We start from the raw sequence: 26,517 nt of genomic DNA, 5'->3' as shown, positions 1-26,517 counted from the left end.
TGGAGTACGGCCTTGAATGAAATCGTAGCAATGGCCGTTCACGATCTGGAGCGTCATGACGGCGCCTACCAAGTCAAGCCGGCTACGAAGACCTTGGCTGTGACGAAAACCACGCAGCGGGTGATCGATGAGCTGTATGATCTCTACAATCGCCGAGCCACAAAGAGCCACGGCAAGTTCACCACGGCTGAAGGCTATCCCACCGAGGATCAGGTTCGGGACTATGTCGAGGATCCCGAACAGGATTTCCTCCGCCTGACGACGCGCATGATGGAAACGCTTCGGCATGAGGCCCAAGCGAGATCAGCTTCTACCGGCGGTCATGTCCTGTTTGCCCACTTTCAACGGGAGGCTCGTGACTATCTGCTTGTGGCGATCGTGTCCGACAAGTTGAGCGCGGCGCTTACATCGCAGAGCGATATGAAGGATGTCAGCCATCTCGATCTTGAAGGTTTCCGGTTCGCGGGGCGTATCAACCTCACGGCTTGGGCGGCGAAGGAAGAACGGTACATCAGCTTCCTGAAGGGGAAAGGGGATGTTTCGGAATATTTCCGCCAGTTCCTGGGCTGCGATTCAGTTGTGCAAGACCGGGTGGACACGACCAATCTCGTCAATGCTCTGAAGGAATTCGTTGCCGAAACAGGCATGCCGGAAGTGGAAGGGAATGAATTCCTGGCACGTGCGAAGGCCATTTGTGAACGTGCTTCCCGAAATCGTGAGGAAATCGAATTCGAGGCTCTTGCGAATGAGTTGATGCCAAAGGATCCCAAGCCCCTTAAGGATCACCTGGCTCATACGGACCGAGGCCTCAGCGATGGCTTCATACCCGATCGCCGCGCATTGGCTTCTCTGGTCCGCTTTCGTGGCAGCACGAAGCAATGGAAGGTCGAGTTTGACCGTGACGCGGTCAGCAACCGATCCGTCATTTACGACGCGAATGCCAATACCTTGACACTGACCGGGCTGCCTGAAGACCTCGTGTCGCAGTTGCGTGCCGAAGGGCTTGGCAGTGCCTGACGTTCGCTTCGCTGACCTCGTAGCGCTGTATCGCCATACCCGTTTTGACGGCAATGGCGGTGGGGCTCTCTATGTCGCCAGCGAAGAGATTGCAGCTACGCTCCGCGCGGTCGAGAGCGACGAGGACTTGTACGATCAGGTCCAGATCAGCTTGGTTGAGGCTGCTGAGTTCGATGTCGGCCAAGAAGTTCGTATCAATATCGCCTCACCGAGCCACAAAATCGGATATCTCTGCCAGAATTTCGATGCTTTGTTCAGGACACCCGGGGCCGCATTCGTCGAACCGGAAAATTACTATGTCATCGATCCCGGCTATGCGCCAGGTGATGAACCGGTTCCCCCAGCGTTGGCCCGTTATCGGGCATTGCTGAACATCATTGCCGCGCTGCGCAATTCTGCAACCTATGTGAGCGAATTGCAGCGGGAACTGGTCTTTATCGGCACGGACAAGATCGCGATACCAGTTGAGTTCGCCGAGGCTGATCTTCCATCCTCGCTCGAGCAGCTCTCTCAGCGTCTGAGCCGGGTTCTGGACGGCCAGATCCATACGGACGAGAAGTACGGCTTGCTGGCGGATGCCGTGATCGAGATGACGCGTGCGCAGCCAAGTACCCGCCGGTTCGTCCATCTGGTCGCCAACCTTGATCACCTCTGCGAGGAGGTGGAGAAAGGCTACCGGATGTTTGTCTCCAGCTTTTCCTATTCACGGATCAAGAAGGAGATTGAAGCCGCCCGCCTGGATTACATCGGCAAGATTCACAAGACGATCAGCGACATCCAAGGCCAGCTGCTCGGGATACCGGTGGCGACGATCGTGGTTGCATCGCAATTGAAGGCCCCGGGTCAGTGTGACAGCACGTTCTGGACGAACACAGCCGTGCTGCTCGGTGCCTGGGTATTTGTCGGTTTGTTGTGGCTGGCCGTCAGGAACCAGAGGCATACGCTTGAGGCGATCGGCACGGATATGAAGGGCCAGCGCGAGCGGCTTGAGCGCGATCACGCAGCCGTCCATGACGATTTTGTCGGAATGTTCAACGAGCTCGACAAGCGGGTAAGCTGGCATCGGTGCGTTTTGACGATTGTGGGCTGCGTTGCCCTGGTCGGTGCCGCTCTTGCCACCATGGCCTATCTGATGATGACCCCCCGAGGGTCGATGGCCTGCTTTTTGCCCAGCTAACAGGCCTGGGCATCTTGGCAGCCATTGTCGCGGGTAAATCCATCTGCCTTCGTTTGCCCTGACCATGTGACCTCGGTAATGCAGAGCAAGGTTCAGGAGGGAAAGCAGCTATATGCCGACATTGTCGTGGTTGACGCGCGAAAAGGACGTGAAGAGCGCGGATTCCGTGGCTTATCGGCTGCTGGAGCGAGACGACGCGCTGTCTTTCGGGGATCCTGCTTCCGGCAACATGCTGATCCAGGGCGACAACCTGGAGGCGCTGAAAAGCCTGCTGCCCTATTATCGGGGGCAGGTGAAGTGCATCTACATCGATCCGCCGTACAACACCCGGTCGGCCTTCGAGCATTACGACGACAATCTGGAGCATAGCCAGTGGCTGGCTATGATTTGGCCGCGTCTGGTGTTGCTACGCGAGTTGCTGGCCGAGGACGGTAGCATCTGGGTGTCGATCGATGACCGCGAAGGGCATTATCTCAAAGTGGTTATGGATGAAGTATTTGGGCGAAAAAATTTTCGATGCTCCTTCATCTGGCAAAAGGTCGACAGCCCGAACGATAATAAAGTAGCAATCACCCCCGATCACGAATTCCTTCTGTGTTACGAAAAGAATTCTGAAACAGCAGGGTTTGGACAAAAAACCGACAGGAGCCTGCTCGATTCCTATCGAACCACGGACGAAGAGCCGCGTCCCCACAGGGATAGGCTGATTAAGAAGAATGGAAAAAATTCTCTTCGCGCTGACCGTCCAACTATGTTTTATCCGATAGTGGCACCTGACGGGACTGAGGTATTCCCAATCCACGATGATGGAAGGGAGGCAAACTGGGCATTTAGCAAGAAAGGCATTGAAGAGCTTCGCGCGAAGAACCTCTTGATATGGAAGAAACGAGACCGTAACGGAGAAGAGGTATGGGTTCCGTATTCTCGCGAATTTGCCAAGGATGAGCCCACTCGCCCCCACCCCACAATTCTTTTGGACGTCAAAACCACAAGGCAAGCAAAAGCTCATGCTAGGGCACTCTTCCCAGATATCCCATTGATCGACACGGTGAAGCCCGAAGAGTTGATTGAGCGGATCTTACAAATTGCCACTTCAAGCGGTGATCTCGTTCTCGACTCCTTCCTCGGGTCCGGCACCACCGCCGCCGTCGCCCACAAGATGGGCCGCCGCTGGATTGGCGTGGAAATGGGCGATCATGCCGTCACTCACTGCGCCCTGCGCTTGCGCAAAGTGCTCGAAGGGGAACAGGGCGGGATCAGCCAGGCAGTGGGCTGGCAGGGCGGCGGCGGCTTTGCTTTCTACCGTTTAGGCGAGACGGTGTTCGATGCGGATGGTGCCATCAATCCGGGCGTGACCTTCGCCCCGCTCGCTGCGCATATCTGGTTCGCAGAAACGGGCGCGCCGATGACCGCGCCGAACAGCGGGCCATTTCTGGGCAGCCACGATGGCGGAGGGCTGGCGCTGCTCTACAACGGCATTCTGGGCGACAAGAGCGTGTCGGGCGGCAATGTGCTGACGCGCAAGACGCTGGGCATGATCCGCGCGTCTGCCGGCGATTTCGCCGGGCCGATGACTGTTTATGGCGAAGCCTGTCGGCTCTCCCCCGAAACGCTGAAGGCAGAGGGCATCGTGTTCAAGCAGACCCCCTATGACGTGAGGGCGCGCTGATGCAGCTCAAACAATACCAGACCGACACTCTGGCCGTTCTGCGCCGCTTCTTCGAGGAAGCGCGTTTGCGCGGGCCCAAGGCGGCCTATGAGGCGATCACCCAGGAGCCGGAACAGGCGAAGCGCCTGCGCGGCTATGGCGGCAAGTATGAACCGCTGCTGGGGCAAGAGGACATGCCCTATGTCTGCCTGCGCCTGCCCACCGGCGGCGGCAAGACATTGCTGGGCGCGCACGCCATCGGTGTCGCCAAGGATGCGTGGATCGAGCGGGATTTTCCGCTAGTCCTCTGGCTGGTGCCGACCAACATGATCCGCACCCAAACGGCAGAAGCGCTGAATAATCCGAAGCATCCCTACCGCCGCGCGCTGGACGACCAGTTCGGCGGGCGGGTGCGGATTTTTGACATCGGCGACTTCACCCGCATCCGCCCGCACGACCTTGCGGCCAATTGCTGCGTCGTCGTCGGCACACTGCAGACCTTGCGGGTGGAAAGCACCGACGGCCGCAAGGTCTATGCCCATCACGAAGAGCTGGAACCGCTGTTCAGTGAGGTGCCTCGGCGCCGTGCCGGGCTGGAGACGCTAGGGCCGGATGTTGCCGCCAAGGTTGGTGGCCATCCAGACGACATCCGCTTCAGCTTCGCCAACCTGTGCCATCTGCGCCAACCGCTGATGATCGTGGACGAGGCGCACAAGGCCGTCACCGGCCTGTCACGCACCGTGCAGGAGCGCGTGAACCCGTGCGCCATCGTGGAATTCACCGCCACCCCGCACAAGAAGAGCAACATCCTCCATTCGGTCAGCGCGCTTGAATTGAAGGACGCGCAGATGATCAAGCTGCCGGTGCGGCTTGAAGAGCATGAGACGTGGGAAGGTGCAGTTACCAGCGCGATCATGAAGCGCGCCGAACTGGCGGAAGAAGCGGCGAAGGACCGGGTGGGCTACATCCGCCCGATCGTGCTGTTCCAGGCCGAAGATAGGAACCGCGAAGTGACCGTCGACGTGCTGCGGCAGCATCTGATCGACACGCACCACATCGATCCCGGGGCGATTGCGGTCGCCACCGGCGATCAGCGCGAACTGGACGGGATTGACCTGTTCAAGCCTGATTGCCCGATCGAATACGTCATCACGGTGGAGGCGCTGAAGGAGGGCTGGGACTGTTCCTTCGCCTATGTCTTCTGCTCGGTCGCCAACATCAAGAGCTCGACGGATGCGGAGCAGCTGCTCGGCCGCGTGCTTCGCATGCCTTATGCCACGCGGCGCAAGGCCACGGTGCTCAACAAGGCCTATGCGAACCTCGTCTCGAAGTCGTTTGCCGAGGCGGCGAATACGCTGCGGGACCGATTGGTCGAGATGGGCTTCGAGGAAAGCGAAGCCGAGGCGAACATCGAGGCCGAACAGGGTTCGCTCGACGAGGGTCTGTGGGGCGAGAAGCGGCGCCCGAAGCCCACCGCCCGGATCGCGGTTGATGCCACGCCAGACGCGCTGGCGGCAGTGAAAGCCGCAGCGCCGGACAAAGTGAAGATCGAGGCTGCGCTGGGCGCGGCGCCGGTCATCACTGTCACGGGCTTTCTGCGGCAGGCGGAAAAGGACGTGATCTACGCCGCGCTCCCCGAAAAAGCGGCGAATGTGGTTCGCGAAGCCATTGCGCAGCACGAACTGGAGCACGCGCACAGCGCCTCGCCTGCCGAAAAGGGCGAGGAGTTCGTCGTGCCTCGCCTGATGGCTGCCGTGCAGGGCGAGTTGGTTTTCGCCGATGTCGATGTTCTGGGCGAGTATTTCGAGTGGTCGCTGGCGGATCATTCGGCCCAGCTATCCAAAGCGGAATTCGACGTGCGCGATACGTCGGAGGCCTTCGAGATCGATCTGGATGGCGATCATCTGCTGGTGCGGCACAGCGACCAGACCGATCAGCTAATGCTCGACGTACCGGTCGATGGCTGGACGGCAGGCGGGCTTGTGAATCTGCTCGCCAAGCAGGTGCGGCAGGCCGATAGCGCAATTGGCCACGGCGAAATGATCGCCTGGTTGAGCGATGTGGTCGCCCATCTGACCGGCCCGCGCGCCATCCCGCTCGCCACGCTGATGCGATGCCGGTTCATCCTGGCCCGCAAACTGCGCGAGAAGATCGCGGCGATCCGGGCCGAGGTGCGCAAGGGCGTGTACCAGACATGCCTGTTCGCGCCGGAAGCTAAGCCGGAGTTGTCGTTCGAGAACGGCTTCCGGTTCCACGATGGCATGTTCGCCGGCGTGCCCTGCTATCGCGGCACCAAATACCGCTTCGCCAAGCACTATCTGGGCTGGGACCGCGTACCGCGCTTCGATGGCAAGGGTGACGATGGCGCTGACGGTGATGAGTTCAAGGCAGCCCAGCAACTCGACAGCATTGCTGAGGTGGAATTCTGGGTGCGTAACGTGGCCAGGCACGCGGATGCCTTCTGGTTGCCGCTAGCCGGGGGACGTACCTATCCCGACTTTGTCGCCAAGTTGAAGGACGGGCGCTTGCTGGTCGTCGAATACAAGGGCGACCACCTCGTCGCGGATTCGAATGAAAAGCGGGCGATTGGACAGCTCTGGCAGGAGGCCAGCAACGGCAAAGGCATCTATGTCTTCGCGGAAAAGGAACGCGATGGCATGAACGTGAAGCAGCAGATTGCGTCAGCGATTGGATAGATCGCTGTCCCGTCGTACGCGACGGAGCAGTCGTTCAAAGTCGTCAGACCAGTCGTCTATTCACGCTGAAATAAGACTGGCGGCTAACTATCGACACATGATCAAGATCTGGAACACGTATGAGCAAGTTTCTCCTGCCGCTGTCTGAATTCAACCGCCTCCACCAAGTCATACATGGTGCGATCCGAGCGGAGGGCAATCCGGGGCGGGCCTGTACGTTGTTCGCCTGCATCGGCGCTCTGATACTGAACAAGCACTATGGCATGAAGGCCCGTGCTGTGGCCGGGGGATTTGCGATGTGCGTCGAGCCGGGGAAAAATCTCTTCTTTGGCCGCGACGCCGGTGGGCGGATCGAACTGGATACCGATGCCTTCCACATGTGGATTCAGACGCCGACCCACATCATTGATTTCATGTCGCCCCTGTTCCATGAAGCCTTCGAAGAAGTGCAGTCGGACGTAATCATTCCGCGAAAAATGTTCCAAAAGCGCCATGATGATGAGGTGCCAAGTCTCGACGATCTCAATCGACCTGGCGATTTCTACGTCATGCCCGATACCGACCTGACAGAACGCCTCATCGACAGCATTTTGGAACGGGATATCAACCGCGATTTTTTCCACATCGTTGATCAGTGGTTCGGAAAACGGCGCAGCAAACAACGACCAAATATGACGATTGGCAGCAATGACGGAATCATTCGCGAACTGAGCTTGCCTGAAACGGTCGCGCGTGGGGCCTGGTGAGCCATTTCTGTGCTGACCTCTGTGCATTCTCCTGCTTTCCCCCAAGTCGCAGTCACCTGGGCTTGCCCTCTTTAATTTTTTAGGCCACAAATGCGGTGGCAAAAATTAAAGAGGGCCTCATGCACGCTGCCAGAATCATCCGAGATCCCGCCGAAGTCGCTGATCGTCTGTCTATGTTCGGCGTCACGGCTGAAGAATTCATCCCATTGATCGAAGCTGTCGTGGCGGCGAAGAACGATGTGGTAGCCGTCGACGCGCGCACTGCGAGTGGCAGTAAGGCCTATTTCGCCGGTGTGCGCCATAAGCGACTCCTGTTTCTCCCCAAAGGTTGGGAGATGGATAGCACAGGCGGCGTTGAGTCGGTGTACCATCCCGACACCGGAATTCGTATCGTCTACCAGTCAGTCGACGAGGCCTGCATTAGTTTCCGCGGCCCGCAACCTGTAAGCACTAAGGGCCCTGCCTCCGAAGCAGCAATCAAGACCGCGCAGGGCGAACTGTTTCGCGAGGACGAGGCGCCCGAAGTGCCGCCTGAGCGTATTGCCCGCCTGAATTCGACTGTGTGGTTTCTGTGTGTATCGATCAACCACCAAGATCCTGACGATGTGCGCGCCGAGCTCGCACTGCCAGCAGCGATCGATCGGGGCCACTTCAAGGGTTTTCTCGAGCGGATTTTCATCGTGAACTTTGGCGACTGGAATTCGCGCGGTTCTGTCGCTAAGCGGCCCGATGACGACGATCCCTACGAATTCTCAATCGCTCGGAAGTGATATGCAATTCAACGCTGCAAGGCTTGATATCGCAATGGATCGGCGAAGGCTTACGGCTCGTGCGCTCGCCGAGGCGGCGAACATCACGGTTGTGAGCCTGTCTCAGATCAAGAACGGGAAGCAGGTTCCGCAGCAGGCAACTGTCGACCGCGTAGCCAAGGCTTTGGGCTATCCTGTCTCATTCTTCTATGGCGAAGATGTGGACACGCTCCCCGCCTCGGCGGTTAGTTTCCGCAGCCTTTCGTCAATGACGAAGCGCGAATGTCACGCGGCCATCGCGGCCGGCGCACTGGCCTATCTTGTTTCAGACTGGCTGCATTCGAAGTACACGCTTCCGACGGTCAAATTGATAGATGCCGGGCCGGAAAGAGACCCTGCCGCCGCTGCACGATCCCTGCGTGAGTCTTGGGGGTTGGGCGAAAAGCCAATTGGAAACTTCATTCGATTGCTCGAGGCGAAGGGAATCCGAGTATTCTCGCTCGCTGAAAACACCAAAAACGTAGACGCGTTTTCGTGTTGGAGGAATGAAGAGCCCTTCATTTTCCTCAATACCTTCAAGACCACCGAACGCAGTCGTTTTGATGCTGCCCATGAACTTGGGCATTTGGTCCTCCACAAGCATGGGGGGTCAAACCAGGGTCCACAGGCCGAGGCCGAGGCGAATGCATTCGCTAGTTCCTTCCTGATGCCGCGGGCTGACGTGATCTCAGAGATGCCAAGAGTACATACGCTGCGTCAAATCATTGAGGGTAAGCGTAGGTGGGGGGTTTCTGCGGCGGCTCTGGCTTACCGGCTCCACAAACTTGGCCTGATTTCGGACTGGCAGTACCGCGGCTTCAACATCCAGTTGCGGTCTGACTATGGGACTGAGGAGCCCAATGGTCTTCCGCGAGAAACCTCCTCACTTTGGAAAATGGTTCTCGATGACATGTGGGAACAGAAAAAAACTCGGGCAGATATCGCTGCTGAGTTGCATATTCCGCACGGCGAACTTGAAAATCTACTGTTCGGTCTGACCGCTACGTCGGAAGCCCCACCTGCGCGAACCCAGCCCTTGCTGACTGTCGTTGACTGAGGCGCTGATCAATTGCTGATGCTTCGGTAAGCAATCAAAAGCAGGCCAATTGGCTACGTGACGAATGATGGTCGAGTCAGAACGCTTTAGGGTTGAAACCAGCCCTATCGGCCCGTCGAAGAGACAGAGAATTTGCGGATCAAACGTTAGATCGAAATCGACCTCGACCGAGCAAATCTCCAGTCCACCCCGCCGCGCTGGTTCATCGCCCCGGCCACGGCCTGGCCAAGCTTGCGCTCCAAGGCGGGCTGCCAAGGCACAAGTTGAAACCCCAGGCCGTTGTCGATCATGGCGAAGCGCCCCGACGCAAGGTCGATGCGCTGCCGGTAAATGCCTGTGACATGCTCGCCGGGGCCACTCGACTGCTGTTCCAGCCCGGTCTGTTGCGAAAGCCTGCCCGATGCCTCGGCCAGCTCCCCCTGACGCAGGGTTTCGAGAAGGCCGCGTGTGAACAGAATCCGGCGCCCCTGCCGGGTTGCCAGACCTTCCTCGACCAGATGATCGGCGCGTTGTCGCAAGGCTTCCTCGACTTCCCGCCCGAAGCCTGCTCCATGTGTCGTCGGCTCCCGCGACACCAACTGCTGATCGAGCCAGGTTGCCCCTTTTGCGGTGACCTGTTGCCCCAATTCCAAATCCGAGCGGACCGTCAGCGCGGCATGGCCTTGCCCCTTGCGATCGGTCCAATGCCGCAGTTCCACGATCGCGCCGGGCCGGGCATCGCTGGTGGCTTCGAGATCGTTGAACCGGAGGTGGTGCGTTCGGCCATCGATGCCATCGACGACGGCGAAGGCCTTGCCCGACAGCTCATCATGAAGCCCCCTGCTAGCCAGTCGGCCGATGATCGGATCCGATGGCGGCTGGTCATGGATCGCAAGCCGGGACAGGTCTGAGCGCCATCCATTCTCCGCCATCGAGCGGTGGATCGTCTTGATGACATCACCGCGGATTTCGAGATCGCGCAGGGTCTTCTCGGCATCGGCGCGCATCGTCCAGCGCCCTGACTGCGTTTCTCTCGCGAGCCCCATGCGTGCCAGCGTGTTGACCCTGCCTACAAGCAGCGCATGGCGCCGGCGGTCCTGATCCGCCGCTGGGCGCAGATCGATTACCTGGTCGCGATCCTGCATCGTGCGAAGTTGCCGGTCGAGGCCCGTCCACCGCTCCGCTGAGACCTCACGGGCCATGGCGTGCTGGATGTCGCGTTCGCTCCGCGGCCCGAGCTCGATGGTGACGCGCTCTTCGGCCCGTGAACGCATGCCCTCACGGATATAGTCGCGATCGATGACCAGGTCAGCACCCTCGGCTGCTCGCCCCCGGACGAGGACATGAACATGAGGGTTGTCGGTGTTCCAGTGATCCACCGCGACCCAGTCGAGCCGGGTACCGAGATCGCGGGCCATGTCGTCCATCAGCTCGCGCGTGAACGTGCGCAGGTCAGCAAGTTCGGTCGCATCTTCGGGTGACACGATGAACCGGAAATGGTGCCGGTCATCCGCGCAGCGCTGCGCGAATGCTTCGCCATCGGCATTGTCCCCGCCGGCATCGAACAGCTGACCGCGCGCCTGGTCGCGCGTCACGCCATCGCGCTCGAGGTAGGAGACGTGAAGCGCAAGCGGCGCGGCCCGGAACCGCGCGCCTTTGTGGCGCACGACGCGCGCCTTGATCACCACACGGCGCTGATAAGGCGAACGCCGCGCGCGCAGTGCGGCAGCGCGGCCCCGGCCATATCTTCCCGTCCCGGCAGGCTTCCCGCTTCGGCGAGCGAGCGGCGTTGCCCCGGAGCGGCGCGACGCCTTGAGCACCTGGCCGACGAGCGAGGTCGCCTTGCGGCTGGCCGGCATGCCCTGGTCCCGCGATCGGCCGGGACGGATCTCGAAGTCGTCGTCCTTCATGGCTGAGCCGAAGGGAGCGACGTCGCCTGAAGCGGCGTAAAAGAGCGGTTTCGAGAGCGGTGCGACAGCAGCGGGGTCCGGACGACGTCGCAAATTTCTGAAGTAATCCAATCACCTTCACCCCTGGCGACGTCGCCGCTTTTATCTCGCCATCCTTGCGCTCCTTTCCCTTCCGACCTCACCCCTCCGCACAATTCTTCGCCAGTCCACGCCATGATGCACTCGAGAGACCAGGGCGTGATCACGGTAACCGACGTCCCGAGACAGGGGCGAAGAGCCCGCTGGGTGCACGCGCTGATGCAAGCTGCGGGTCCGCAGGGTCTCGCTCGGCGGCGAATGCAGCTGAAGTTGCCGGCGTGTCGGAGCGCAAAGCAAACAGCGCCGCTTGGGTCCACGACGTGCGAACGACTGGCAAAGGCGAAGCACCAGCCAGCAGGGTCGGCGAGCTGCCATTCTGCAGCATCGGTGCAATCCGGCCGACATAGGCGCGCGTTTCAGCGGGCAGCGGGCGGCCCTTGTCACGGTAGTCGGCATAGCGACCGGGCCCCGCATTGTAGGCGGCCAGAAAGCCGTCGGCACCGTAACTGTCGTACATTTCACGCAGGTACGAAGTGCCGGCCATGATGTTGTCGCGCGGATCGAACGGGTCTGAGCCGAGGCCGAAGCGGGCGCGCTGGCGCGCCCAGGTTCCGGGCATGAGTTGCATCAGCCCCATGGCCCCGGCCGACGATACGGCACCGATCCGCCCGGCACTCTCCACCCGCATGACCGCATAGATCCAGTGTTCGGGAATGCCAAACCGCTGCGATGCTTCGGTCACATGGGCGGCAATATCGACCCGTTGCGCCGCCGCCGGCTCAGGCACAGGCCTCGGCAAGGCTGGTGCGGCAGACAGGAGAACCAGCGCGGAGCAAAGGATGCGAAGCGGACGGCGCCATGACATGGTTCAGTCCGCCTTTTCGCGCCGGGACGGACGCGACCAGACCAGCACATGCTCGTTGCCGTCGCCCTGGAAGAGATTGGCGCGCAGTGGGTGAACGAAAGCCGGATCGTCGATCTGAATCGCCACATAGGCCCCGGCCTTCTCCCCGACATGCTTCCAGGCCGCACCGATTTCGCGGGCCTCGTCATCCTCGCCGGCAATCACCCGGTAGTTCGGCGCATTCTCGCTGTCGGACGGATCGACCGGGACGAGCACCAGGTCGATGTCGAGCGTGAGCGTGTGAAGGTGTCCGGCAAAACCGCCGTCGGCGGCAACAAAGGTTCCGATACGCATCATTCATTCTCCTTGCTTCGGGGTGAAAACAGAGGAAGTCCGGGCCTGCGCGAACCACACGCGCCGGCCATTGCCGCGCTCGTCGGTCCAGACCGGAACGGCACGGCCGGTGACGGCATTGGCAGGCAGCGGGCCGAAGTAGCGCCCGTCAAAGCTTGCTGGCTGATCCGGATTGAGGGTGAAAATTTCGCCGGGACCGAGCACATGACAGCCGCTCCAGACTGGCAGCGGACGCCCCATTCGGTCGTTTGCGAGCGCAAGGGCGGCAAGTTGCCCGTCGATGGTGACGCCGTGACGGAAGCGGCAAACGCGCTGGCCGGAAACGGCGGCGACGCGCTTCAGGAGCGGGACACCGGCGGGCAGATAGCCCCGTTCGGCGAGTAGTCGCTGGATGGCAGCAGGTGGTTTGATCGCTACACGGTCATCGACCGCGAGCGCAGCCGGATCGCCAACCCAGTATAGCCCGGTTGGCACCGAATGGGTCACATTCCAGACGAGCGGACGGCGCGCGGGCAGAGCCAGCGAGGCGATCGCCAAACCTGCGGCAGCGACGGCCATAATGATGGTTCGCCGCTTCATCCCTGCAACGCCTTGCGCGCGAGCCAGGCCCGGTGCCGCTCGGGTGAATAGCTGCGGGGCGTTTCGGCAGCGATCAGCCGGTTGTGAATGTGACGCCAGTAATCGGGGGCGACCTCGCAGGGATCGATGCCGAGCTGCTCGATGGCATCGATCAGCGCGAAGACACGCCGGACCTTGCGCCACCCCGTCACGGACAGCAGCACTTCGGCGCCAGGGGTGACGTGCGGGACGCGCGTCACCGGCGCTCCTTCGGCAACGGCCAGCAGGACGTCGAAGCGTGAAAACACCGTCCCGTAATCGTTGGATGCCCAGCGCACGAACCCGAAGGTCTGTCCTGGCGCATAGCATTCGACACGGCGCCGGCGGTCACAGATGCGGCTTGCAACTGGCTTGCCAAAGCGCAGCCAGTGCTCGCACACGCCTTCCTGCCAGAAGAGCTCGACCTCCGTGAAAGCCCCGCGCCGGGTGCCTGCGGCATCGCCGCTCCTGCCGGGCGGCGGCTGGCGCAGTTGTCCACAGGCCCTGGACGTTAGCAAGAATCCGAAGGATTCTTTGTTAGCACAGTTAAGGGACCTTAAAGCCTTGGAGTTCTGCGGCTTTGCGGACGATTCCGGTTCCCGATAGTCCGAGTTTGCGGTTCCTGATCGTCCGAGGCCGGGGGTTCCTGATAGTCCGAGTGCAGTCATGACTTATCCACTCCGCTGTAGCCGAGCCGCCGCATCGCAGCATCGAGGGGATCTTCGGGGATGCAGACGAAGCTGAGCCGTTCCCGGCCGAGTGCATGCTCGAGCGCGAGACGGTAGCCCGGCAGGGGTTGGCGACGGACAATGTCGCGCAGCTCGAAGCTGAAGCGCTTGAGCGGCGACAGCGCGCCTGATTTCAGATGAAGGTGGGCGACATCGAAACTCCAGCCACCCTTCTGCTTACCGCCATGCTTTCGCACGATCCGGTAAAGCCAGCGCTCCAGGCCGCCTGTCAGGCCAAAATAGGTCCGGTCGATCGTCAGCACGAGCGCGGCATCGAGCACACCTTCGTAGAACCAGTCCGGGACGATCATCTCGATGCCCAGGGCCCGGCCCGAACTGTCGAGGCGTTCGCGCCATTCGTTGATCCAGGAGAAACGATGGCGGCGGCGGTGGTGGGCCTGACGGATGGACGTCGCGACGGTGGTCGACTGCAGCCGGTCGAGCCCGGCTTTCAGGCGCTCATAGCTGGCCTTGCCGGTCCCGCGCCGGGTGAAGCTCAGGATTTCGTGAGGCGTGGCAGCGATCAGCCGGGAGGTCGGGCGACCGCAATCGCGGGCCTCGACGATCTGGCTCGCCACCCAGATCAGCACATCGGCATCCCAGATGGTCGCCATGCCATGTTCGGCCGTGGCTTCGACCAGGATCGAGACCTCTCCCATCCGGAAATCGATCGGGCGTATCCGCTTGGACTTGGCGAGGCTGAAGAAAGGCCAAGTCATCAGGTCCTGAGCATCGCGGGCGGCGATCTCGCCGCCGCCGCTGACGAACAGATCAAGCTGGCCTTCGCTCCCGGAAAAGGCTGACACTCGGCGCATGGCTGGCGCTCAGCGCCGCACTGGCGGCGTATAGCCATCGACGCGCTTCGCGGGATGGACCACGCCGCAGCCGGGATCGCTGGTCGAGTGCCGCAGTCCCCGTTCGGCCCAGGCGTCGAGGTCGCTGATCGCGTAAACGATCCGCCCGCCGAGCTTGCGGTAGATGGGGCCAGTGCCGAAGCAGCGATGCTTTTCAAGCGTGCGGGCGGATAGGCCGAGGTGCAGGGCAGCGTCAGGGGTACGCAGAAATCGCGGCACGACCGGCGTAGGAATGGCATCCATGGTTTGGCTCTCTCGCGTCTGGGGTTAGCGGCGGGCAGCGCCGCCGACAGACGCAAGCCATGGCGAAAGGCAGACGGCGAAAAGGAGTGACGCAGAGCAGGGCATGCGCTTTGTCACCCCGGCCAATCACCCCTTTTCGAGCAGGGTCCGGTAGCCTTGGCGACACATCCGCTGCGCCTCGCCCAGCAGGCGATGGGTATGGCGCCGCTCGCCGGATCCTTTCCATGCAGCGCCCGCAAGCGGCTGATTGCGTGGAAACACGATTGCGAAGGCGATCTGCCGCAGGGCGAGGCCCGCGGCATGGGCGTCGAGCAGCGTCAGAAGCTGGATGAGCCTGTACTGACGATAGCTCGTCAGGTAGTAGGGCGCGCGCTTTTTGAAGGGCGGCGCAAATCCGATCAGCCCCGCATAAATCCTGGTGGATACAAGGCGAAGGGCCGTACCGGGCGCTGCCGGCACCGAGAAGCTTGTTTTCGGGCAAGCGGGATTATGACGGAAAAGCAGGCGGTGGCGGATGCCGGCCACATCAAGCACGAGATGGCGCCCGGCTCGCAGCTTCCGGTCGTTGCGGATGACGGCACCGGCTGGCACCAGGGTGTCTGGCGTTTCGTCAGGGCCTTCGAGAATGACCGTGCCTGCACTCAGGTCGGGGTCCCAGATAGCCGGACTGCATGATGGAAGCTGGCTTGGGTCGCAGGGGAAAGCTCAGGCCCCATCGTCCGGCCAGACCCTCCCTTTCCTGATCGGCGCGGCCAGGCTGGGCTGCGATGCGCTCTTCGGTTGCGGCGAAGTCATGTTGGTAGTCGGGATTACGGCGCAGGAATTCCTGCGCGAAATCCGCAAGATCGTGTCCCGCATAGTGCCCGGCGGCAGTTGGGGACCGCCACGACGACTCTCCCGACATCCGGCTCTCCGTTTTGCTCACGCAAACTGGCCAAGCCCGACATCGTCGAGAATTATGGTTAACGGACAAGTAACAATGATCGATCAAGCTTGTGCGGACGGGTAGATAACCGGCGCTCCGCAATCGCCCTTATCGACGGCACTTTATGCCATCTTGCACTCGTCTATGTTCCAGCTGAACGGGCGAGCAATTCACGATAGCCAGCCTGCGTCATCCATCTGGCCCGGGCGAGATGGCTGTCATGAAGTTTGCGGGCAAAGTCGGGGTCTTGGTCAGGATCGATCGCAAAGATGATCCGTACGGCCTCCCGCCAATCCGCCCCCTCTGCCGCTGCGTCGAGCAGGCGCAGATAGGTGACGAGGTGCTGCTCGTCATATTGCGTGAGCGTATCGCTCCCAGGGGGTTCTGCTGCGAATGGCTGCATTGTTATCCGACAAGCCAGATAGCAGACTCGGTGCCTGCGCGCGCGTTCATAGCAGTCTCTCCAATCTGGCGGAATTGCCTTCAATTCTCCGAAATTGGGGACATCCCTATCCCTTTGAGAGGCCAAGTCATCGGAGGAGGCAAAGTGCGCCGGTTCATCCCATCTAGTCGCGTATTATAATACGTCGCACTATAATACGCGACTGGTTTCTAAGCTGCGGATGGATATCCGCAAGCTCTTCGGGATCAACGTGAAGCGGTTTCGCGAGGCAGCAGGCTTGAGCCAGGCCGAGATCGCGGCGCGCATGGGCGTTGACCGTGCTTATATCAGCGCCATCGAGCGCGGCCTGCAGAATGCGACTTTGCTCTCCGTCTGGGAGATTGCGCAGGCGCTGGAGGTCCGGCCCGTGGCGCTGCTCGCGGAACCAGACGGCTGCGCGCCACCCAGCGAATGCTGAAAGCCCCGCCCGGCGGTGCCGGGCGGGGCCTGGTGGTTGCCGTCAGTCGTTGTTCGACTTGCGGGCCCGCGACCAGATCAGGTTGTAGGTCTTGCCGTCCTCGTCGTCGAAGAGGTTGGCGAAGATGGGGGCGGTAAAGCTCGGATCGTCCAGCTTCAGCGAGAGGTAGTCGCGGCCTTCGCCCGAGCGCTTGGTCCAGGCGGCGCCGATTTCCGCGCGGCCCACGAAGACCCGGTGGCTGGGGGCGTTTTCGTTGGCGGTGCCCTCTTCAGCCACGATCCGGACATTCTTGGTCTGCACGCTCATGGTGACGATTTCGCCCTGGTAGTCATTGCCGACCTTCTTGAAAGTGCCGATGTTCGCCATGTTCATTCTCCTTCAGTGCTTCGATCCCGCGCCCGTCGCGGTCTCGATGGCTGGGTGAAGGCAGGACATCGGGCCGCCGCACCCGTCAGGGCCGCAGCGCCAGCGGAGGATGGCAGTGCGCCAATCTTTCTTGTCTGCGCGAGGAATGCCGCGCAGCGGCAGGGGAAGAAAGTTGGCAAGCAGCCATTGCGGCAAGGACGGATGAGGCAACGCCATTCCTGCCAGCCAGGGCCATGGAGAAGACCGCATTGGGCGCAAGGGTCGCGCCGGAACGGAGACTGGCGGTTAGACGGTCACGCAAGGTGGCGGATTACTAGGGCAAGGCGCCTCGTGGAGCAGACCTTTCCGGATTGAGTGGCGGTTGGGTCCGCCATTTAACGCCTCCGCCTGTCTGTAGCGGCACAAGGGGAATGCCCTGCTCGACCTGCTCGACCTGCTCGGCAACGCTGCCGGATACCCAAAGCAGAGCGGCGATCCGTTTTGCTACCGTTTCCAATCGACCGCCCTCGGGACGGGGCGGTCGACCAGCACCTGGACACGGGCCAACATCGATACGACTGACGGCGCCCACCAAGTCCAGCAGTGCCGGACGGGGCTTCAGCCTTGCGGCGCAGAGAGAAGCTGCTTCTGGGCAGCAAGGCCGAAGTACGATGCGGCGCCCGCTCCGACGATGATGGAGGCCATGCCGACGGGAGCGAAAGCGCCCCAGATGCCCTGCACGGCGTGATATCCGGCCAGGCCCGCCGGAAGGGCAAAGGCAAGGCTGACGAAGACGCGGGCCGGGATGGATGGGCTGCCGACCAGCAATTTGGCCCCGACGAGCAAGGCAAAGGCAGAAGCCGCCGCCGCCAGGACTGCCGCAGGGATCCCGAGCCCATGCTGCCAGGCGTACATGGCGGAAAGGCCTGCGCAGTAAAGCGGCAGCGCAAAGACGATCATGCCGGCGAACAGGCGGGCGAGCAGCACGATCGCAGTGATGGAAACAAAAAAGGCAAGGATCATCGCATCCTCCCGATAAGCGGGTTCAACAGGATGCGCTTTCCACCACCTCCACAAGCGCGTGCGGGCCAACAATAGCAGGCAGGGCGCAAGGCCGGAAGGCGAAGTTGCGCTTCCGGCCCCGACGCGGCGCTGCGTGAGCCGCCGTCAGAACGGATCGTATTCATGGAGGATCTGGCTGGCATCGCCGTCGTATTCGGCGGATGGCATGACGCCGTAGGCCGCTCCGGCGCGGAAGAGAGTGACGCAGACCATCAGCGTCCGGGCGAGGTTCCATGCGTGGCGCTGGGCAAGGGGAAGCGGCATCTGGCGATCTCCTGTCTTGCGGCGGGGACCATCCCCGCTCGACAGGCGACCGACGTGTCGCTCCGAACCCTGCAATCACCGCGGCGGCAGTCATGCCGCAAGGCCGCACGCCAGAGGCGTAGCGGACCCTTCACGGGTTGATGGCGTCAGGGGGGCTGAGCGACCAAGGATTGAGCCTCAAAGGGCGGGAAGGTCCGGGGCCGTTCGACAATGAGCAATTTCTGCCTTCACCTCGCCGCGAGTGTGACCACTTCTGCCGGGCAAACCATGGAGCTGATGCCGAAGATCCGGACGGCAGAGAGTCCCTGACGAAACGAACTTTGCGGGAGCCTGATCGCCGCATCGAACGCACCGCCATCTTGCGATGGAACCGGCCTGATCCGATACGTGTGAAGCCTTTGGTGATCGTCTGTGAACATCAAAGGTGTTTGATGTAGGCAAAACCCTACTTTGCGATCATCAAATGGTATAGCTGTTGATAGACGATCATCAAAGCACGTTGTGATTCGTGCGCACTAGCCTACGCCCGCCTGACGGAGACGCCATTGCCTGTTGTCTATCACGAAGGACGTTTCCCGCCCGCAACGCTTGATCTGGGCGCGCTGTTTCCGCTTGTCGGGCCGGCCAATGCCGCCATTGCGCGGTATGAGGGGGTCCTCTCAGGCATTCCCAATCCCGACATTCTGCTTTCGCCGTTGACGGCTCGCGAAGCCGTGCTCTCCAGCAAAATTGAGGGGACGCAGGTAACGCTTGGCGAGGTTCTGGAATTCGAGGCGCAAGGGCATCTGTTCGACGAGAGCACGCCCAAGAAAGCCGACGCACGCGAAGTCTTGAACTATCGCGCCGCCCTGCGCGAGGCGGACAGCCTGATGGCGGAGCTTCCGCTGTCCCAGCGCCTGATCAAGGCCACGCATCGAGTTTTGATGGATGGAGTGCGCGGCCGTCACAAGGATCCGGGCGAATACCGCCGCATCCCCAACTGGATCGGTCCGGACGGTTGCACCATCGAACAGGCACGCTTCGTACCGCCAGGTGCCGATCGTATCGAGGACGCAATGGCGGACTGGGAAGCCTATATTCATGCCGATGCGCCGGATAGGTTGGTGCAACTGGCTATCGTTCATGCCGAGTTTGAATCGATCCACCCCTTCCTCGATGGCAACGGGCGCATCGGGCGACTGATCATCCCGCTGTTCCTTTATGCCCATGGGCTGTTGTCGCGCCCCAATTTCTACCTGTCGGAATACCTCGAAGCCAATCGGGACGAGTATTACGACCGGATGCTGGCCGTTTCCCGCGACGACGACTGGAGCGGATGGGTGGCCTTCTTCCTGCGCGGCATCATCGTCCAGGCAGAAGCCAACACCCAGAAGGCCCAGGCGATTTTGGCGCTGCATCAGGACAAGCGCGATTGGGTCGTCGAGATCACCCACTCGCAATATGCCGTGCGAGCCCTCGACTGGATCTTCCTGCGCCCGATCTTTCAGACACCGGACTTCATCGCCTCGGCCCAGATTCCGCCAGCGACCGCCCGCAAGATTATTCGCGACCTGCGCGACAACGGCTTGCTGCGTGAACTGGTGCCCGCCTCCGGGCGGGCACCCGCAACATTCGTATTTTCGGAATTGCTGAACATTGCGGAGGGCCGGGAGGCGTTTTGACCACAGGCGCAATGCCCATTCGCCAGGCCTTCTGCGTGCGAATGGGCTCGTTGCCGTCAGTCATCCCAGCGATGATCGACCCGGGTTGCGAGCATCGCTTGCCGGCAGCATCCATGACGAGTTCGATTTCGCGTCCCTTCGCGTCATAGCCTTCCCCTTCGATCCGGCCATCGTCGCGCTCAACTTCCTTGACCCGGACAATACCGGCCCGGCGGATACTGCCCGCTTTTTGGCGAAGCGGTCCGGGGATGACAAATAACCGATGATCGCATAGGGCGGCGCGACATGAATCTTGTTCGCGCCTTTTTCCTGCGACATCGCGCTCTGGCTATCGTGCTGGTGCTGGCGACGCTGTGCATGAAGGCAATCGTCCCGACAGGCTTCATGATCGGCCAGAACTCCAAGGTTCTGACAGTCCAGATCTGCGATGACGCCTTTGGTAATCACGCGGTCAAGCAGATCGCCATTCCGATGAAGGATGGCTCCAGCGACTCAAGCGGCAAGCAGGGCAAGAGCGAATGTCCCTTCAGCTCGCTGTCGATGGCGTCGATGTCGGGTGCCGATCCCGCACTGCTGGCGCTGGCGCTGGCATTCATCCTGGCTCTGGGCTTTGTGTCGACCCGCACCGCCCACCCCGAGCGCGTATTCCATCTCCGTCCGCCGCTGCGCGGACCGCCGGCTCTCGCCTGACAATCTGAACCGATTTGTCGGACCGGCCGGTCCTGCGCCCATTTTGCGCGTGCCCGGCCTAGCCGGAGCACATTTCCATGTACGAACTGTTGTGCCGTTCATCGCAGCGGCCCTGGGCGCCCCAGCCTGAAAAGCTGGTTGCAGTGCCCGAACGGGGCACTTCCAGGCCCCTCATCCTGCACATGCAGGAGAACCGCTCGCACCTGACGCAGGAAGCGCGGGTCTGTTTCAGCGTCATTGCCCTGCTGTTTTTGGTCACCAGCATCGCGCCCGCGCTAAAAGGCCACTGGCTCGTCCCTGTCTTCTCGATCCTTGCCCTTGCGGGTCTGACGTTCGCGCTCGAAAGGCATGGCAAGTCCCGGCCTGCCAGCGAAACGCTCGAACTTGCCGAAGGCAGGGTGCGGCATCGTGATAGCGCCGGGCAGCAGGTCGAACTGCCCTCATTCTGGATGCGGCTTGCCGCAGAGGGCCGCAGTCCATCCGAATTGCGCCTGTTCCTGCGGGGCCGGGATGGCTCGATCGAATTCGGGCGCTGCCTCAGCCTTGATGAACGCCGCGCCGTTGCCCCGCTGGTAGCTGCGGCCCTCGCGCAGACACGGGGGTGCTGAGCCATGAGCATCCTCGCCGTTTCCGACCAACGCCACCAGAGCTTGAAGCGATTCCGCCTCAAGGTGTGGAAGGCAATCGTTCTTTGCGCCGCGTTGCGCCTTGCCGACACCGCGCTCGGCTTTGGTTTCATCGAACCCACCCACTCTCTCGCCGCACAGGAAATACCTGCCGGCTCTGTCGCACAGGAGTGCAATCCATGATGTTCCTTCAGTCCAGAATTCTCGTTCCGATGGCTGCATTGGCTGCCCTGGGCACCTCCGCCCTGGCGCAAGCCAACCAGTCCGAGGGCCTTGCTGTTCATCATGCCTGGTCGCGCGAGACGGCAGCCGGGCAGTCCGTGGGCGGCGGGTTCATGACCATCTCCAACCGCGGAGCCGCAGCGGATCGCCTCCTGTCCGGCACCAGCCCTGTGGCCGCCGAAGTGCAACTCCATACCATGACCATGGATGGCGGCATCATGCGCATGCGCCGAGTCGAGGGTGGCATCGCCGTGCCAGCTAGAGGCACGCTCGAACTCAAGCCCGGCAGCTATCACATCATGTTCATGGGGCTGAAGCGCCAGCTGCGCCAAGGCGAGCGCTTTCCCGTAACGCTGCGTTTCCAGCGCGCAGGCAGCGTGACAGTGCAAGTCTCGGTTCAGCCCGTGACCTCCTCGGGCTCGATGGACAGTGGCCATGCAGGGCACTGAGCAGAAAGCCGGGCGCAAGGGCCTGGCGCGGCTGCGCGCAGGCCTGTGGGTGGCTGCAGGTGTGAGCGTATTGATCGCACTGGCCGTGATCTATGATCGCGGCCATCCTCCCGGCGATCCAGCCAGCCAATATGCCAGTGCGTTCGGCGGTCCGTTTGTTCTGACCGCCCCGGATGGATCGAGAGTCACCGACAAGACGTTAGCGGGTAAACCCTATGCCATCTTCTTCGGCTTCACCCGTTGCCCCGATGTATGCCCGACCAGTCTTGCCCGCATGGCCCGGCTCCGGAAACAACTCGGCCCGGATGGCGCAAAGTTCAATATCGTCTTCGTCTCGGTCGACCCCGGCCACGACAAGCCGGCTGATATTGGCAACTATGTGGCGCTGTTCGGCACCCCGATCATCGGGCTGACCGGCACCGAAGCCCAACTGGCCCAGATCAAGAAGGGGTATGGGGTCTACTCCGCCAAAGTCCCGCAGCCGGGCGGCGACTATACCATCGACCATACTGCCGCGATCTACCTGATGACCGCCAGAGGCGAGTTCTCGGGCACCATCGACGCTCACGAACCCGACGCCACGGCGCTGGCCAAACTCAAGCGCCTGATTGCGTGAGCTGTTCTCCGAATTTCGAAACATTATCCGAAGAAAGGCATATCATGAATTCGACAATCCTCTCGCTGCGCGTCCTGCTCGCAGCGTCATCCGCGCTGCTGCCGCTTGCCGCCCACGCTCAGGACGCCACGCAGTTGCCCCCGGTCGATGCCGATGCTGCCAATCCTGTCGACAACGTGGGCACCGCGCCGATAACCGGACAGGAATTGACCCGCGAGGCCATCAAGCGCCGCCAGAACGCAACCAGCGACACCGGGGATTTGCTGCGTCAGTTGCCTGGTGTCAGCGCCAATTCGGGTGGGGGCTTTTCCTCGATGCCGACCCTGCGCGGTCTGTCGCAGCAGCGCCTGCGCATCACTGTCGACGGCGCGCCGATCGATCTTTCCTGCCCTAACGACATGAATACGCCGCTGTCCTACACGGTCCCGCAGACGATTGAATCGATCCGGGTGGTGCCGGGTGTGGCCCCGGTCAGCATGGGCGGCGACAACATCGGCGGGATCATCTCGGTCGAGAGCGTAGCGCCGCGCTTCGCTGCCGACGGCGCCACGCTGGTGACTGGCGAGGTTTCCACGTTCTATCGTTCCAACGGCGATGGCTTCGGCGGCTCGGCGCTGCTGACGGTGGCCAATGCCAACCTCAGTGCCACCTACACCGGCTCCTATACCCAGGCACAGCAATACAAGGCCGGTGGCGATCTCGGGCGGGTCCGCTCGACCGAATACGCCAAGACCGACCATGCTCTCGCCCTCGCGTTGCAGAATGATGCCGGGCTGTTCAAGCTGAAGGGCGGCTACCACTTTTCGCCCTATGAAGGCTTTGCCAACCAGGCGATGGACATGGTTTCCAACAAGTCGTGGTTCCTCAACGCCGGCTATGACGGGGAATTCGACTGGGGCTCGGTGAAGTTCACGGCTGATTACCGCGATACCGACCACGAGATGAACTTCCTGGAGGACAAGCTCCCCGGCGCCATGCCGATGATCACCGAGGTCCATACCTTCAGCACCGCGCTCAAGCTCGAACTGCCGGTATCCGCGCGTGACAAGCTGCGCATCGGAGGTGAATACCACCACCAGTGGCTGAACGACTACTGGCCACCGGTAGCCGGCAACATGATGATGGGGCCAAACACCTTCGTGAACATCAATGGCGGCACGCGCGACCGCATCGGCGGGTTTGCCGAATGGGAGGCCCACTGGAGCGACACGCTGTCCAGCGTGATCGGCGCGCGGCTTGACCATGTCCGCATGAATACCGGGCAGGTCCAGCCCTATTCCACATCGATGATGAACATGGCGGATGCCACGGCGGCGAACGCTTTCAACGCGGTGGGACACAAGCGCACCGACAACAACTGGAGCGCATCCGCGCTGCTGAGCTATGCTCCCACTTCAGGGGTCGCGATCGAGCTTGGCTATGCGCACAAGGCGCGCTCACCCAACATCTACGAACGCTACACCTGGGGGCGCGGGACCATGGCGAGCCGGATGATCGGCTGGTATGGCGATGGCAACGGCTATGTTGGCAATCTGAACCTGAAGCCGGAACGCGCCGATACGGTCAGTGCCGCAATCGAGTTCAAGGGAACTGACAATGCCTGGTCACTTCGGTTGTCGCCTTATTACACCCACGTCAATGACTACATCGACGCTGCGTTCGTGAAGAATCTGACGCACCCGATGTCGGGCCTGCCGATGCCTTTTGTCCAACTGCAGTTCGCAAACCAGAAGGCTGAATTTGTCGGGGTGGACGTGTCTGGTCAGGTGGAGCTTTGGGATGGCGGCAAGGATGCCGGGACGCGCCTAAGCGGGTCCCTGTCCTGGGTGCGCGGCCAGAACCTCTCGGATCATGCGCCGCTCTACCACCAGATGCCCTTGAACGTTAAGGTCGCGCTCGACCATCACCAGGGGCCAATCGAAGCGGGCATCGACCTGGAATGGGTGGCAGAAAAAACCCGTGTGGACGCGACCCGCAACGAACCGGTCACCAGCGCCTATGCCCTGGTCAACCTGCGCCTTGCTTACAACCTGGGGCCGGTAAAGCTTAGCGTCGAGGCGGAAAACCTGTTCGACAAGGGCTACAACCTGCCGCTCGGCGGCGTATCGCTGGGCGATTACAAGGCGACCGGCGTGCTGCGGCCGGTGCCCGGTCGTGGGCGTTCGGTAAACTTCGGCCTCAGCGCCAGCTTCTGAGCATGAACACAGGCGGGCAACCAGATGGGGCATCGCAGGGTCATCAGCCGATGGCCCTGCCTGACTGCCTGACGGGTGCCCGCCTGTTTGCCCTGTGCGCGACGACAATCGTGCATCTGCTTGTGGCCGCAACTCTTGCCAGCATCCTCGATTCTAGGCCCGATAGCACCAAGGATCGGGGGGCGGCCCTAACCGTCGTGACACTGGCAACGAAACCGCCTGTGAGGGTGCGAAAAGAAAAGGCAGAGCCGCCGCCCGCCACTGTACCAGCTTCATCATCGCACCTCCCACAACCAGCAAAACGTCCGCCGACCAGAGCGCCAGGCGCAGAAACGTCATCGGCACCAGGCTCGTCTGCACCTGTCCCCGCGGCTTCCGAATCTGCGAAGCCTGCCGAAATAGCTATTTCGAGTCCGGCCCCAGAAAGGCTTTCGACTGCGGCCGAACGGGAATCGGCACTCGAGCTCTACCGAGCCGCGCTTTGGCGACAGATCGATGCGCATCGGCCCCGTGGTGTCACCATGCGCGGAACTGCCATGATCCGGTTCCGGCTTTCACCCGACGGCGCATTGATCGAAGCTACCGTGTCGCGAACCAGCGGCCTGATCCAGCTCGACAAGATCGCGCTTCGATCCGTGCGCCAGGCGGCGCCTTTCCCACAGGCTCCGGCCGGCATCGCGGATACGCAGCTTACATTCGAGATACCTATCAATTTTCGTTAGGCGGCCTGGACCGCAGGGACATTGCGGCGAGGAACTTCAGGCTTGGCGATCGTTATCGAAATGGGCGGTCAGCTGCCGCCAGCGCCCACCTTCCAGATCTTGAGCCCCAGCTTGCGCGCCTTGTCGACGAGGTTGGCGTTGATCCCGTTGCCAGGGCAGGCAATCACCGCCTTCGGCATGGCCTCGAGCATGGCATCGTTGCGGCGGAACGGGGCGGCTTTGCGGTAGCGTTCCCACTCGGGCCGGAAGGCAACATGCTGGACCTTGCGGTTGCGCGCCCAGAGCATCGCAATGTGTTCGCCGCCGGTCGGGTTGCCGCCGTGGAAGAGGACCATGTCGGGATATTTGGCGTGAACCCGGTCGAGCACGTCCCAGATCCGCTTGTGGTCGGTGTAGTCGGGGCCGGCGGTGAAAGCGACGCGGGTCCCGGTTGGCAGCAGCGGTTCGATCTCGGCCTTGCGCTTGGCGGCGAGGAAGTCGCGGCTGTCGATCATCGCGGCCGTCAGGGTCTTGTGGTGGACGAGTGATCCGGTGCGCGGCGTCCAGGGCTTGCGGAAGTGGCGTTCGTACTGGTCACCGGCAGCCTCGCGCATGAATTCCAGAGCATTGCGGCGTTCGATCAGCGACAGGCCTTCGCGCAGGAGGCGTTCGAGTTCGACCGAGCGGACCTCCGAACCGTCCTGTTCACCCTGGCTGCGGCGCTGGGCATCCTCGTTGTCATCAAGCTCGCGCTGCACACGGCCGCTGGCGCGGTGGAAGGTGTTGACGGTCGACCAGCACAGTTCCTCAAGGTCAGGCTCGAGGCGGGTGTCGAGCATCGTGGCGATCAGGGCGTCGAACATGTCGGCGATCGCACCGGAGACGATCCGCTCTTCGGGCAGCGGCCTGGGGTCGGCCTCGTCCGAGAAAGGGCGGTAGCCATAGAGGCTGAGTTCTTCGAGCAAGTGCGCGGTGGGGGAAGATGCGTGTTCGGGTTCGTGATCGTCATAGTCTTGCATGGGGTGCGCTCCTGATAGCGGACCGGGCGTTCTCCCGGCCTTCCTTCGCGCGTCCTCTGGTGCCGGTCAGACCGGCGGCGCACCGGGAGCGAAGCGGACGGCCGCAGCGATCAGCGCAGGACGGCAAAGCCCGGGCTATTTTGCTTCGCGATGTAAAGGCGGGCCA

The 26,517-nt window shown here is 61.8% G+C and carries 30 protein-coding genes; 17 read left to right on the top strand and 13 right to left on the bottom strand.

The genetic code is table 11. From position 1 onward, the window contains the following. The first annotated feature begins 12 nt into the window (after nt 1-12). The 7 genes from HGI46_RS09210 to HGI46_RS09180 all read left to right on the top strand — a co-directional run bounded on the left by HGI46_RS09210 (nt 13) and on the right by HGI46_RS09180 (nt 9,129). Nucleotides 13-1,017, top strand: coding sequence for a nucleoid-associated protein (locus HGI46_RS09210; RefSeq protein WP_240946676.1), 1,005 nt, complete (start codon nt 13-15; stop codon nt 1,015-1,017). Then, nucleotides 1,010-2,194: a hypothetical protein gene (locus HGI46_RS09205; protein ID WP_168903941.1), complete on the top strand. Its 1,185-nt coding sequence runs from the start codon at nt 1,010-1,012 to the stop codon at nt 2,192-2,194. The genes HGI46_RS09210 and HGI46_RS09205 overlap by 8 nt, the downstream gene beginning before the upstream one ends. A 112-nt stretch (nt 2,195-2,306) precedes the next feature. Continuing rightward, the gene (locus tag HGI46_RS09200; protein WP_168903940.1) at nt 2,307-3,863 is read left to right on the top strand and encodes a site-specific DNA-methyltransferase; all 1,557 of its coding nucleotides are present in this window, start codon (nt 2,307-2,309) and stop codon (nt 3,861-3,863) included. Continuing rightward, nucleotides 3,863-6,538, top strand: coding sequence for a DEAD/DEAH box helicase family protein (locus HGI46_RS09195; RefSeq protein ID WP_168903939.1), 2,676 nt, complete (start codon nt 3,863-3,865; stop codon nt 6,536-6,538). Before HGI46_RS09200 ends, HGI46_RS09195 begins: the two co-directional genes overlap by 1 nt. 119 nt (nt 6,539-6,657) lie before the next feature. Then, nucleotides 6,658-7,284, top strand: a complete 627-nt coding sequence (locus HGI46_RS09190; protein ID WP_168903938.1) for a DUF2026 family protein — start codon at nt 6,658-6,660, stop codon at nt 7,282-7,284. A gap of 119 nt (nt 7,285-7,403) precedes the next feature. Further along, nucleotides 7,404-8,054 (top strand): hypothetical protein, encoded by a 651-nt coding sequence (locus HGI46_RS09185; protein WP_168903937.1) that lies wholly within the window; start codon nt 7,404-7,406, stop codon nt 8,052-8,054. Then, nucleotides 8,014-9,129 carry an ImmA/IrrE family metallo-endopeptidase gene (locus HGI46_RS09180; protein ID WP_240946675.1) on the top strand — a complete coding sequence of 372 codons (1,116 nt, stop codon included), beginning with the start codon at nt 8,014-8,016 and terminating at the stop codon, nt 9,127-9,129. Before HGI46_RS09185 ends, HGI46_RS09180 begins: the two co-directional genes overlap by 41 nt. 146 nt (nt 9,130-9,275) lie before the next feature. On the opposite strand, the gene HGI46_RS09175 is transcribed toward HGI46_RS09180, so the two are convergent. The 9 genes from HGI46_RS09175 to HGI46_RS09135 form a co-directional block, all read right to left on the bottom strand. Beyond that, nucleotides 9,276-11,018, bottom strand: coding sequence for a VirD2 family relaxase/mobilization nuclease (locus HGI46_RS09175; RefSeq protein WP_168903936.1), 1,743 nt, complete (start codon nt 11,016-11,018; stop codon nt 9,276-9,278). 241 nt (nt 11,019-11,259) lie between these two features. Next, nucleotides 11,260-11,961, bottom strand: coding sequence for a lytic transglycosylase domain-containing protein (locus HGI46_RS09170; RefSeq protein ID WP_168903935.1), 702 nt, complete (start codon nt 11,959-11,961; stop codon nt 11,260-11,262). A 3-nt stretch (nt 11,962-11,964) separates the two neighbouring features. Then, nucleotides 11,965-12,297 (bottom strand): DUF736 domain-containing protein, encoded by a 333-nt coding sequence (locus tag HGI46_RS09165; protein ID WP_168903934.1) that lies wholly within the window; start codon nt 12,295-12,297, stop codon nt 11,965-11,967. Next, nucleotides 12,298-12,873 (bottom strand): S26 family signal peptidase, encoded by a 576-nt coding sequence (locus tag HGI46_RS09160; RefSeq protein WP_168903933.1) that lies wholly within the window; start codon nt 12,871-12,873, stop codon nt 12,298-12,300. It abuts the gene before it with no gap. Next, nucleotides 12,870-13,409, bottom strand: a complete 540-nt coding sequence (locus HGI46_RS09155) for a DUF2840 domain-containing protein (protein ID WP_206065640.1) — start codon at nt 13,407-13,409, stop codon at nt 12,870-12,872. The genes HGI46_RS09160 and HGI46_RS09155 overlap by 4 nt, the downstream gene beginning before the upstream one ends. 146 nt (nt 13,410-13,555) lie before the next feature. Continuing rightward, nucleotides 13,556-14,434 carry a replication initiator protein A gene (locus HGI46_RS09150; RefSeq protein ID WP_168903932.1) on the bottom strand — a complete coding sequence of 293 codons (879 nt, stop codon included), beginning with the start codon at nt 14,432-14,434 and terminating at the stop codon, nt 13,556-13,558. Nucleotides 14,435-14,443: 9 nt separating this feature from the next. After that, nucleotides 14,444-14,716: a helix-turn-helix domain-containing protein gene (locus HGI46_RS09145; RefSeq protein ID WP_168903931.1), complete on the bottom strand. Its 273-nt coding sequence runs from the start codon at nt 14,714-14,716 to the stop codon at nt 14,444-14,446. A gap of 126 nt (nt 14,717-14,842) precedes the next feature. After that, complete coding sequence (locus HGI46_RS22095) at nt 14,843-15,307, bottom strand: DUF2285 domain-containing protein (RefSeq protein ID WP_168903930.1); 465 nt, start codon at nt 15,305-15,307, stop codon at nt 14,843-14,845. Between the two features lie 476 nt (nt 15,308-15,783). Further along, nucleotides 15,784-16,044 carry a DUF2285 domain-containing protein gene (locus tag HGI46_RS09135; protein ID WP_168903929.1) on the bottom strand — a complete coding sequence of 87 codons (261 nt, stop codon included), beginning with the start codon at nt 16,042-16,044 and terminating at the stop codon, nt 15,784-15,786. A 220-nt stretch (nt 16,045-16,264) separates the two neighbouring features. On the opposite strand from HGI46_RS09135, the gene HGI46_RS09130 reads away from it, so the two are divergent. Next, a complete protein-coding gene (locus HGI46_RS09130) occupies nt 16,265-16,501 on the top strand; it encodes a helix-turn-helix transcriptional regulator (RefSeq protein ID WP_168903928.1) in 237 nt (78 codons plus the stop codon). A gap of 42 nt (nt 16,502-16,543) precedes the next feature. Here HGI46_RS09130 and HGI46_RS09125 read toward each other — a convergent pair whose 3' ends face one another. The 3 genes from HGI46_RS09125 to HGI46_RS09115 all read right to left on the bottom strand — a co-directional run bounded on the left by HGI46_RS09125 (nt 16,544) and on the right by HGI46_RS09115 (nt 18,172). After that, nucleotides 16,544-16,867: a DUF736 domain-containing protein gene (locus HGI46_RS09125; RefSeq protein ID WP_168903927.1), complete on the bottom strand. Its 324-nt coding sequence runs from the start codon at nt 16,865-16,867 to the stop codon at nt 16,544-16,546. Between the two features lie 597 nt (nt 16,868-17,464). Then, on the bottom strand, nt 17,465-17,869 hold the full coding sequence (locus HGI46_RS09120) for a hypothetical protein (protein ID WP_168903926.1): 405 nt from the start codon (nt 17,867-17,869) through the stop codon (nt 17,465-17,467). Between the two features lie 144 nt (nt 17,870-18,013). Continuing rightward, on the bottom strand, nt 18,014-18,172 hold the full coding sequence (locus HGI46_RS09115) for a hypothetical protein (protein WP_162895896.1): 159 nt from the start codon (nt 18,170-18,172) through the stop codon (nt 18,014-18,016). A 545-nt stretch (nt 18,173-18,717) separates the two neighbouring features. Between HGI46_RS09115 and HGI46_RS09110 the strand changes: the two genes are divergently transcribed. The 9 genes from HGI46_RS09110 (at nt 18,718) to HGI46_RS22370 (ending at nt 25,353) form a co-directional block, all read left to right on the top strand. Further along, nucleotides 18,718-19,833, top strand: a complete 1,116-nt coding sequence (locus HGI46_RS09110; protein ID WP_168903925.1) for a Fic family protein — start codon at nt 18,718-18,720, stop codon at nt 19,831-19,833. An 85-nt stretch (nt 19,834-19,918) separates the two neighbouring features. After that, nucleotides 19,919-20,092: a hypothetical protein gene (locus HGI46_RS21890; protein ID WP_185679102.1), complete on the top strand. Its 174-nt coding sequence runs from the start codon at nt 19,919-19,921 to the stop codon at nt 20,090-20,092. Nucleotides 20,093-20,118: 26 nt separating this feature from the next. Further along, a complete protein-coding gene (locus tag HGI46_RS09105) occupies nt 20,119-20,523 on the top strand; it encodes a DUF2946 family protein (RefSeq protein WP_168903924.1) in 405 nt (134 codons plus the stop codon). Between the two features lie 77 nt (nt 20,524-20,600). Beyond that, nucleotides 20,601-21,131 (top strand): DUF2244 domain-containing protein, encoded by a 531-nt coding sequence (locus HGI46_RS09100; RefSeq protein WP_168903923.1) that lies wholly within the window; start codon nt 20,601-20,603, stop codon nt 21,129-21,131. Nucleotides 21,132-21,134: 3 nt separating this feature from the next. After that, a complete protein-coding gene (locus tag HGI46_RS09095; protein WP_118072631.1) occupies nt 21,135-21,332 on the top strand; it encodes a hypothetical protein in 198 nt (65 codons plus the stop codon). Next, nucleotides 21,329-21,820: a copper chaperone PCu(A)C gene (locus HGI46_RS09090; protein ID WP_240946674.1), complete on the top strand. Its 492-nt coding sequence runs from the start codon at nt 21,329-21,331 to the stop codon at nt 21,818-21,820. Before HGI46_RS09095 ends, HGI46_RS09090 begins: the two co-directional genes overlap by 4 nt. Beyond that, nucleotides 21,807-22,436 carry an SCO family protein gene (locus tag HGI46_RS09085; RefSeq protein ID WP_168903922.1) on the top strand — a complete coding sequence of 210 codons (630 nt, stop codon included), beginning with the start codon at nt 21,807-21,809 and terminating at the stop codon, nt 22,434-22,436. Before HGI46_RS09090 ends, HGI46_RS09085 begins: the two co-directional genes overlap by 14 nt. A 44-nt stretch (nt 22,437-22,480) precedes the next feature. Beyond that, nucleotides 22,481-24,631 carry a TonB-dependent receptor gene (locus tag HGI46_RS09080; protein WP_206065639.1) on the top strand — a complete coding sequence of 717 codons (2,151 nt, stop codon included), beginning with the start codon at nt 22,481-22,483 and terminating at the stop codon, nt 24,629-24,631. A 2-nt stretch (nt 24,632-24,633) separates the two neighbouring features. Continuing rightward, on the top strand, nt 24,634-25,353 hold the full coding sequence (locus HGI46_RS22370) for a TonB family protein (RefSeq protein WP_346766700.1): 720 nt from the start codon (nt 24,634-24,636) through the stop codon (nt 25,351-25,353). 68 nt (nt 25,354-25,421) lie between these two features. On the opposite strand, the gene HGI46_RS09070 is transcribed toward HGI46_RS22370, so the two are convergent. Beyond that, nucleotides 25,422-26,351, bottom strand: coding sequence for a DUF2493 domain-containing protein (locus HGI46_RS09070; protein ID WP_168903920.1), 930 nt, complete (start codon nt 26,349-26,351; stop codon nt 25,422-25,424). Nucleotides 26,352-26,517 lie beyond the last annotated feature (166 nt).

This window comes from Novosphingobium sp. ERW19, assembly GCF_012641315.1.
Classification (GTDB): domain Bacteria; phylum Pseudomonadota; class Alphaproteobacteria; order Sphingomonadales; family Sphingomonadaceae; genus Novosphingobium.
Note: the sequence above shows the minus strand (reverse complement) of the source record. Positions and strands in the feature narration are given on the sequence as shown.

Coding starts and splice junctions, on each gene's coding strand:
- HGI46_RS09200 (WP_168903940.1), top strand. CDS start 2,307: ATGCCGACATTGTCGTGGTTGACGCGCGAAAAGGACGTGAAGAGCGCG.
- HGI46_RS09195 (WP_168903939.1), top strand. CDS start 3,863: ATGCAGCTCAAACAATACCAGACCGACACTCTGGCCGTTCTGCGCCGC.
- HGI46_RS09190 (WP_168903938.1), top strand. CDS start 6,658: ATGAGCAAGTTTCTCCTGCCGCTGTCTGAATTCAACCGCCTCCACCAA.
- HGI46_RS09185 (WP_168903937.1), top strand. CDS start 7,404: ATGCACGCTGCCAGAATCATCCGAGATCCCGCCGAAGTCGCTGATCGT.
- HGI46_RS09180 (WP_240946675.1), top strand. CDS start 8,014: ATGACGACGATCCCTACGAATTCTCAATCGCTCGGAAGTGATATGCAA.
- HGI46_RS09175 (WP_168903936.1), bottom strand. CDS start 11,018: ATGAAGGACGACGACTTCGAGATCCGTCCCGGCCGATCGCGGGACCAG.
- HGI46_RS09170 (WP_168903935.1), bottom strand. CDS start 11,961: ATGTCATGGCGCCGTCCGCTTCGCATCCTTTGCTCCGCGCTGGTTCTC.
- HGI46_RS09165 (WP_168903934.1), bottom strand. CDS start 12,297: ATGATGCGTATCGGAACCTTTGTTGCCGCCGACGGCGGTTTTGCCGGA.
- HGI46_RS09160 (WP_168903933.1), bottom strand. CDS start 12,873: ATGAAGCGGCGAACCATCATTATGGCCGTCGCTGCCGCAGGTTTGGCG.
- HGI46_RS09150 (WP_168903932.1), bottom strand. CDS start 14,434: ATGCGCCGAGTGTCAGCCTTTTCCGGGAGCGAAGGCCAGCTTGATCTG.
- HGI46_RS09145 (WP_168903931.1), bottom strand. CDS start 14,716: ATGGATGCCATTCCTACGCCGGTCGTGCCGCGATTTCTGCGTACCCCT.
- HGI46_RS09135 (WP_168903929.1), bottom strand. CDS start 16,044: ATGCAGCCATTCGCAGCAGAACCCCCTGGGAGCGATACGCTCACGCAA.
- HGI46_RS09130 (WP_168903928.1), top strand. CDS start 16,265: ATGGATATCCGCAAGCTCTTCGGGATCAACGTGAAGCGGTTTCGCGAG.
- HGI46_RS09125 (WP_168903927.1), bottom strand. CDS start 16,867: ATGGCGAACATCGGCACTTTCAAGAAGGTCGGCAATGACTACCAGGGC.
- HGI46_RS09120 (WP_168903926.1), bottom strand. CDS start 17,869: ATGATCCTTGCCTTTTTTGTTTCCATCACTGCGATCGTGCTGCTCGCC.
- HGI46_RS09115 (WP_162895896.1), bottom strand. CDS start 18,172: ATGCCGCTTCCCCTTGCCCAGCGCCACGCATGGAACCTCGCCCGGACG.
- HGI46_RS09105 (WP_168903924.1), top strand. CDS start 20,119: ATGAATCTTGTTCGCGCCTTTTTCCTGCGACATCGCGCTCTGGCTATC.
- HGI46_RS09100 (WP_168903923.1), top strand. CDS start 20,601: ATGTACGAACTGTTGTGCCGTTCATCGCAGCGGCCCTGGGCGCCCCAG.
- HGI46_RS09095 (WP_118072631.1), top strand. CDS start 21,135: ATGAGCATCCTCGCCGTTTCCGACCAACGCCACCAGAGCTTGAAGCGA.
- HGI46_RS09090 (WP_240946674.1), top strand. CDS start 21,329: ATGATGTTCCTTCAGTCCAGAATTCTCGTTCCGATGGCTGCATTGGCT.
- HGI46_RS09085 (WP_168903922.1), top strand. CDS start 21,807: ATGCAGGGCACTGAGCAGAAAGCCGGGCGCAAGGGCCTGGCGCGGCTG.
- HGI46_RS09080 (WP_206065639.1), top strand. CDS start 22,481: ATGAATTCGACAATCCTCTCGCTGCGCGTCCTGCTCGCAGCGTCATCC.
- HGI46_RS22370 (WP_346766700.1), top strand. CDS start 24,634: ATGAACACAGGCGGGCAACCAGATGGGGCATCGCAGGGTCATCAGCCG.
- HGI46_RS09070 (WP_168903920.1), bottom strand. CDS start 26,351: ATGCAAGACTATGACGATCACGAACCCGAACACGCATCTTCCCCCACC.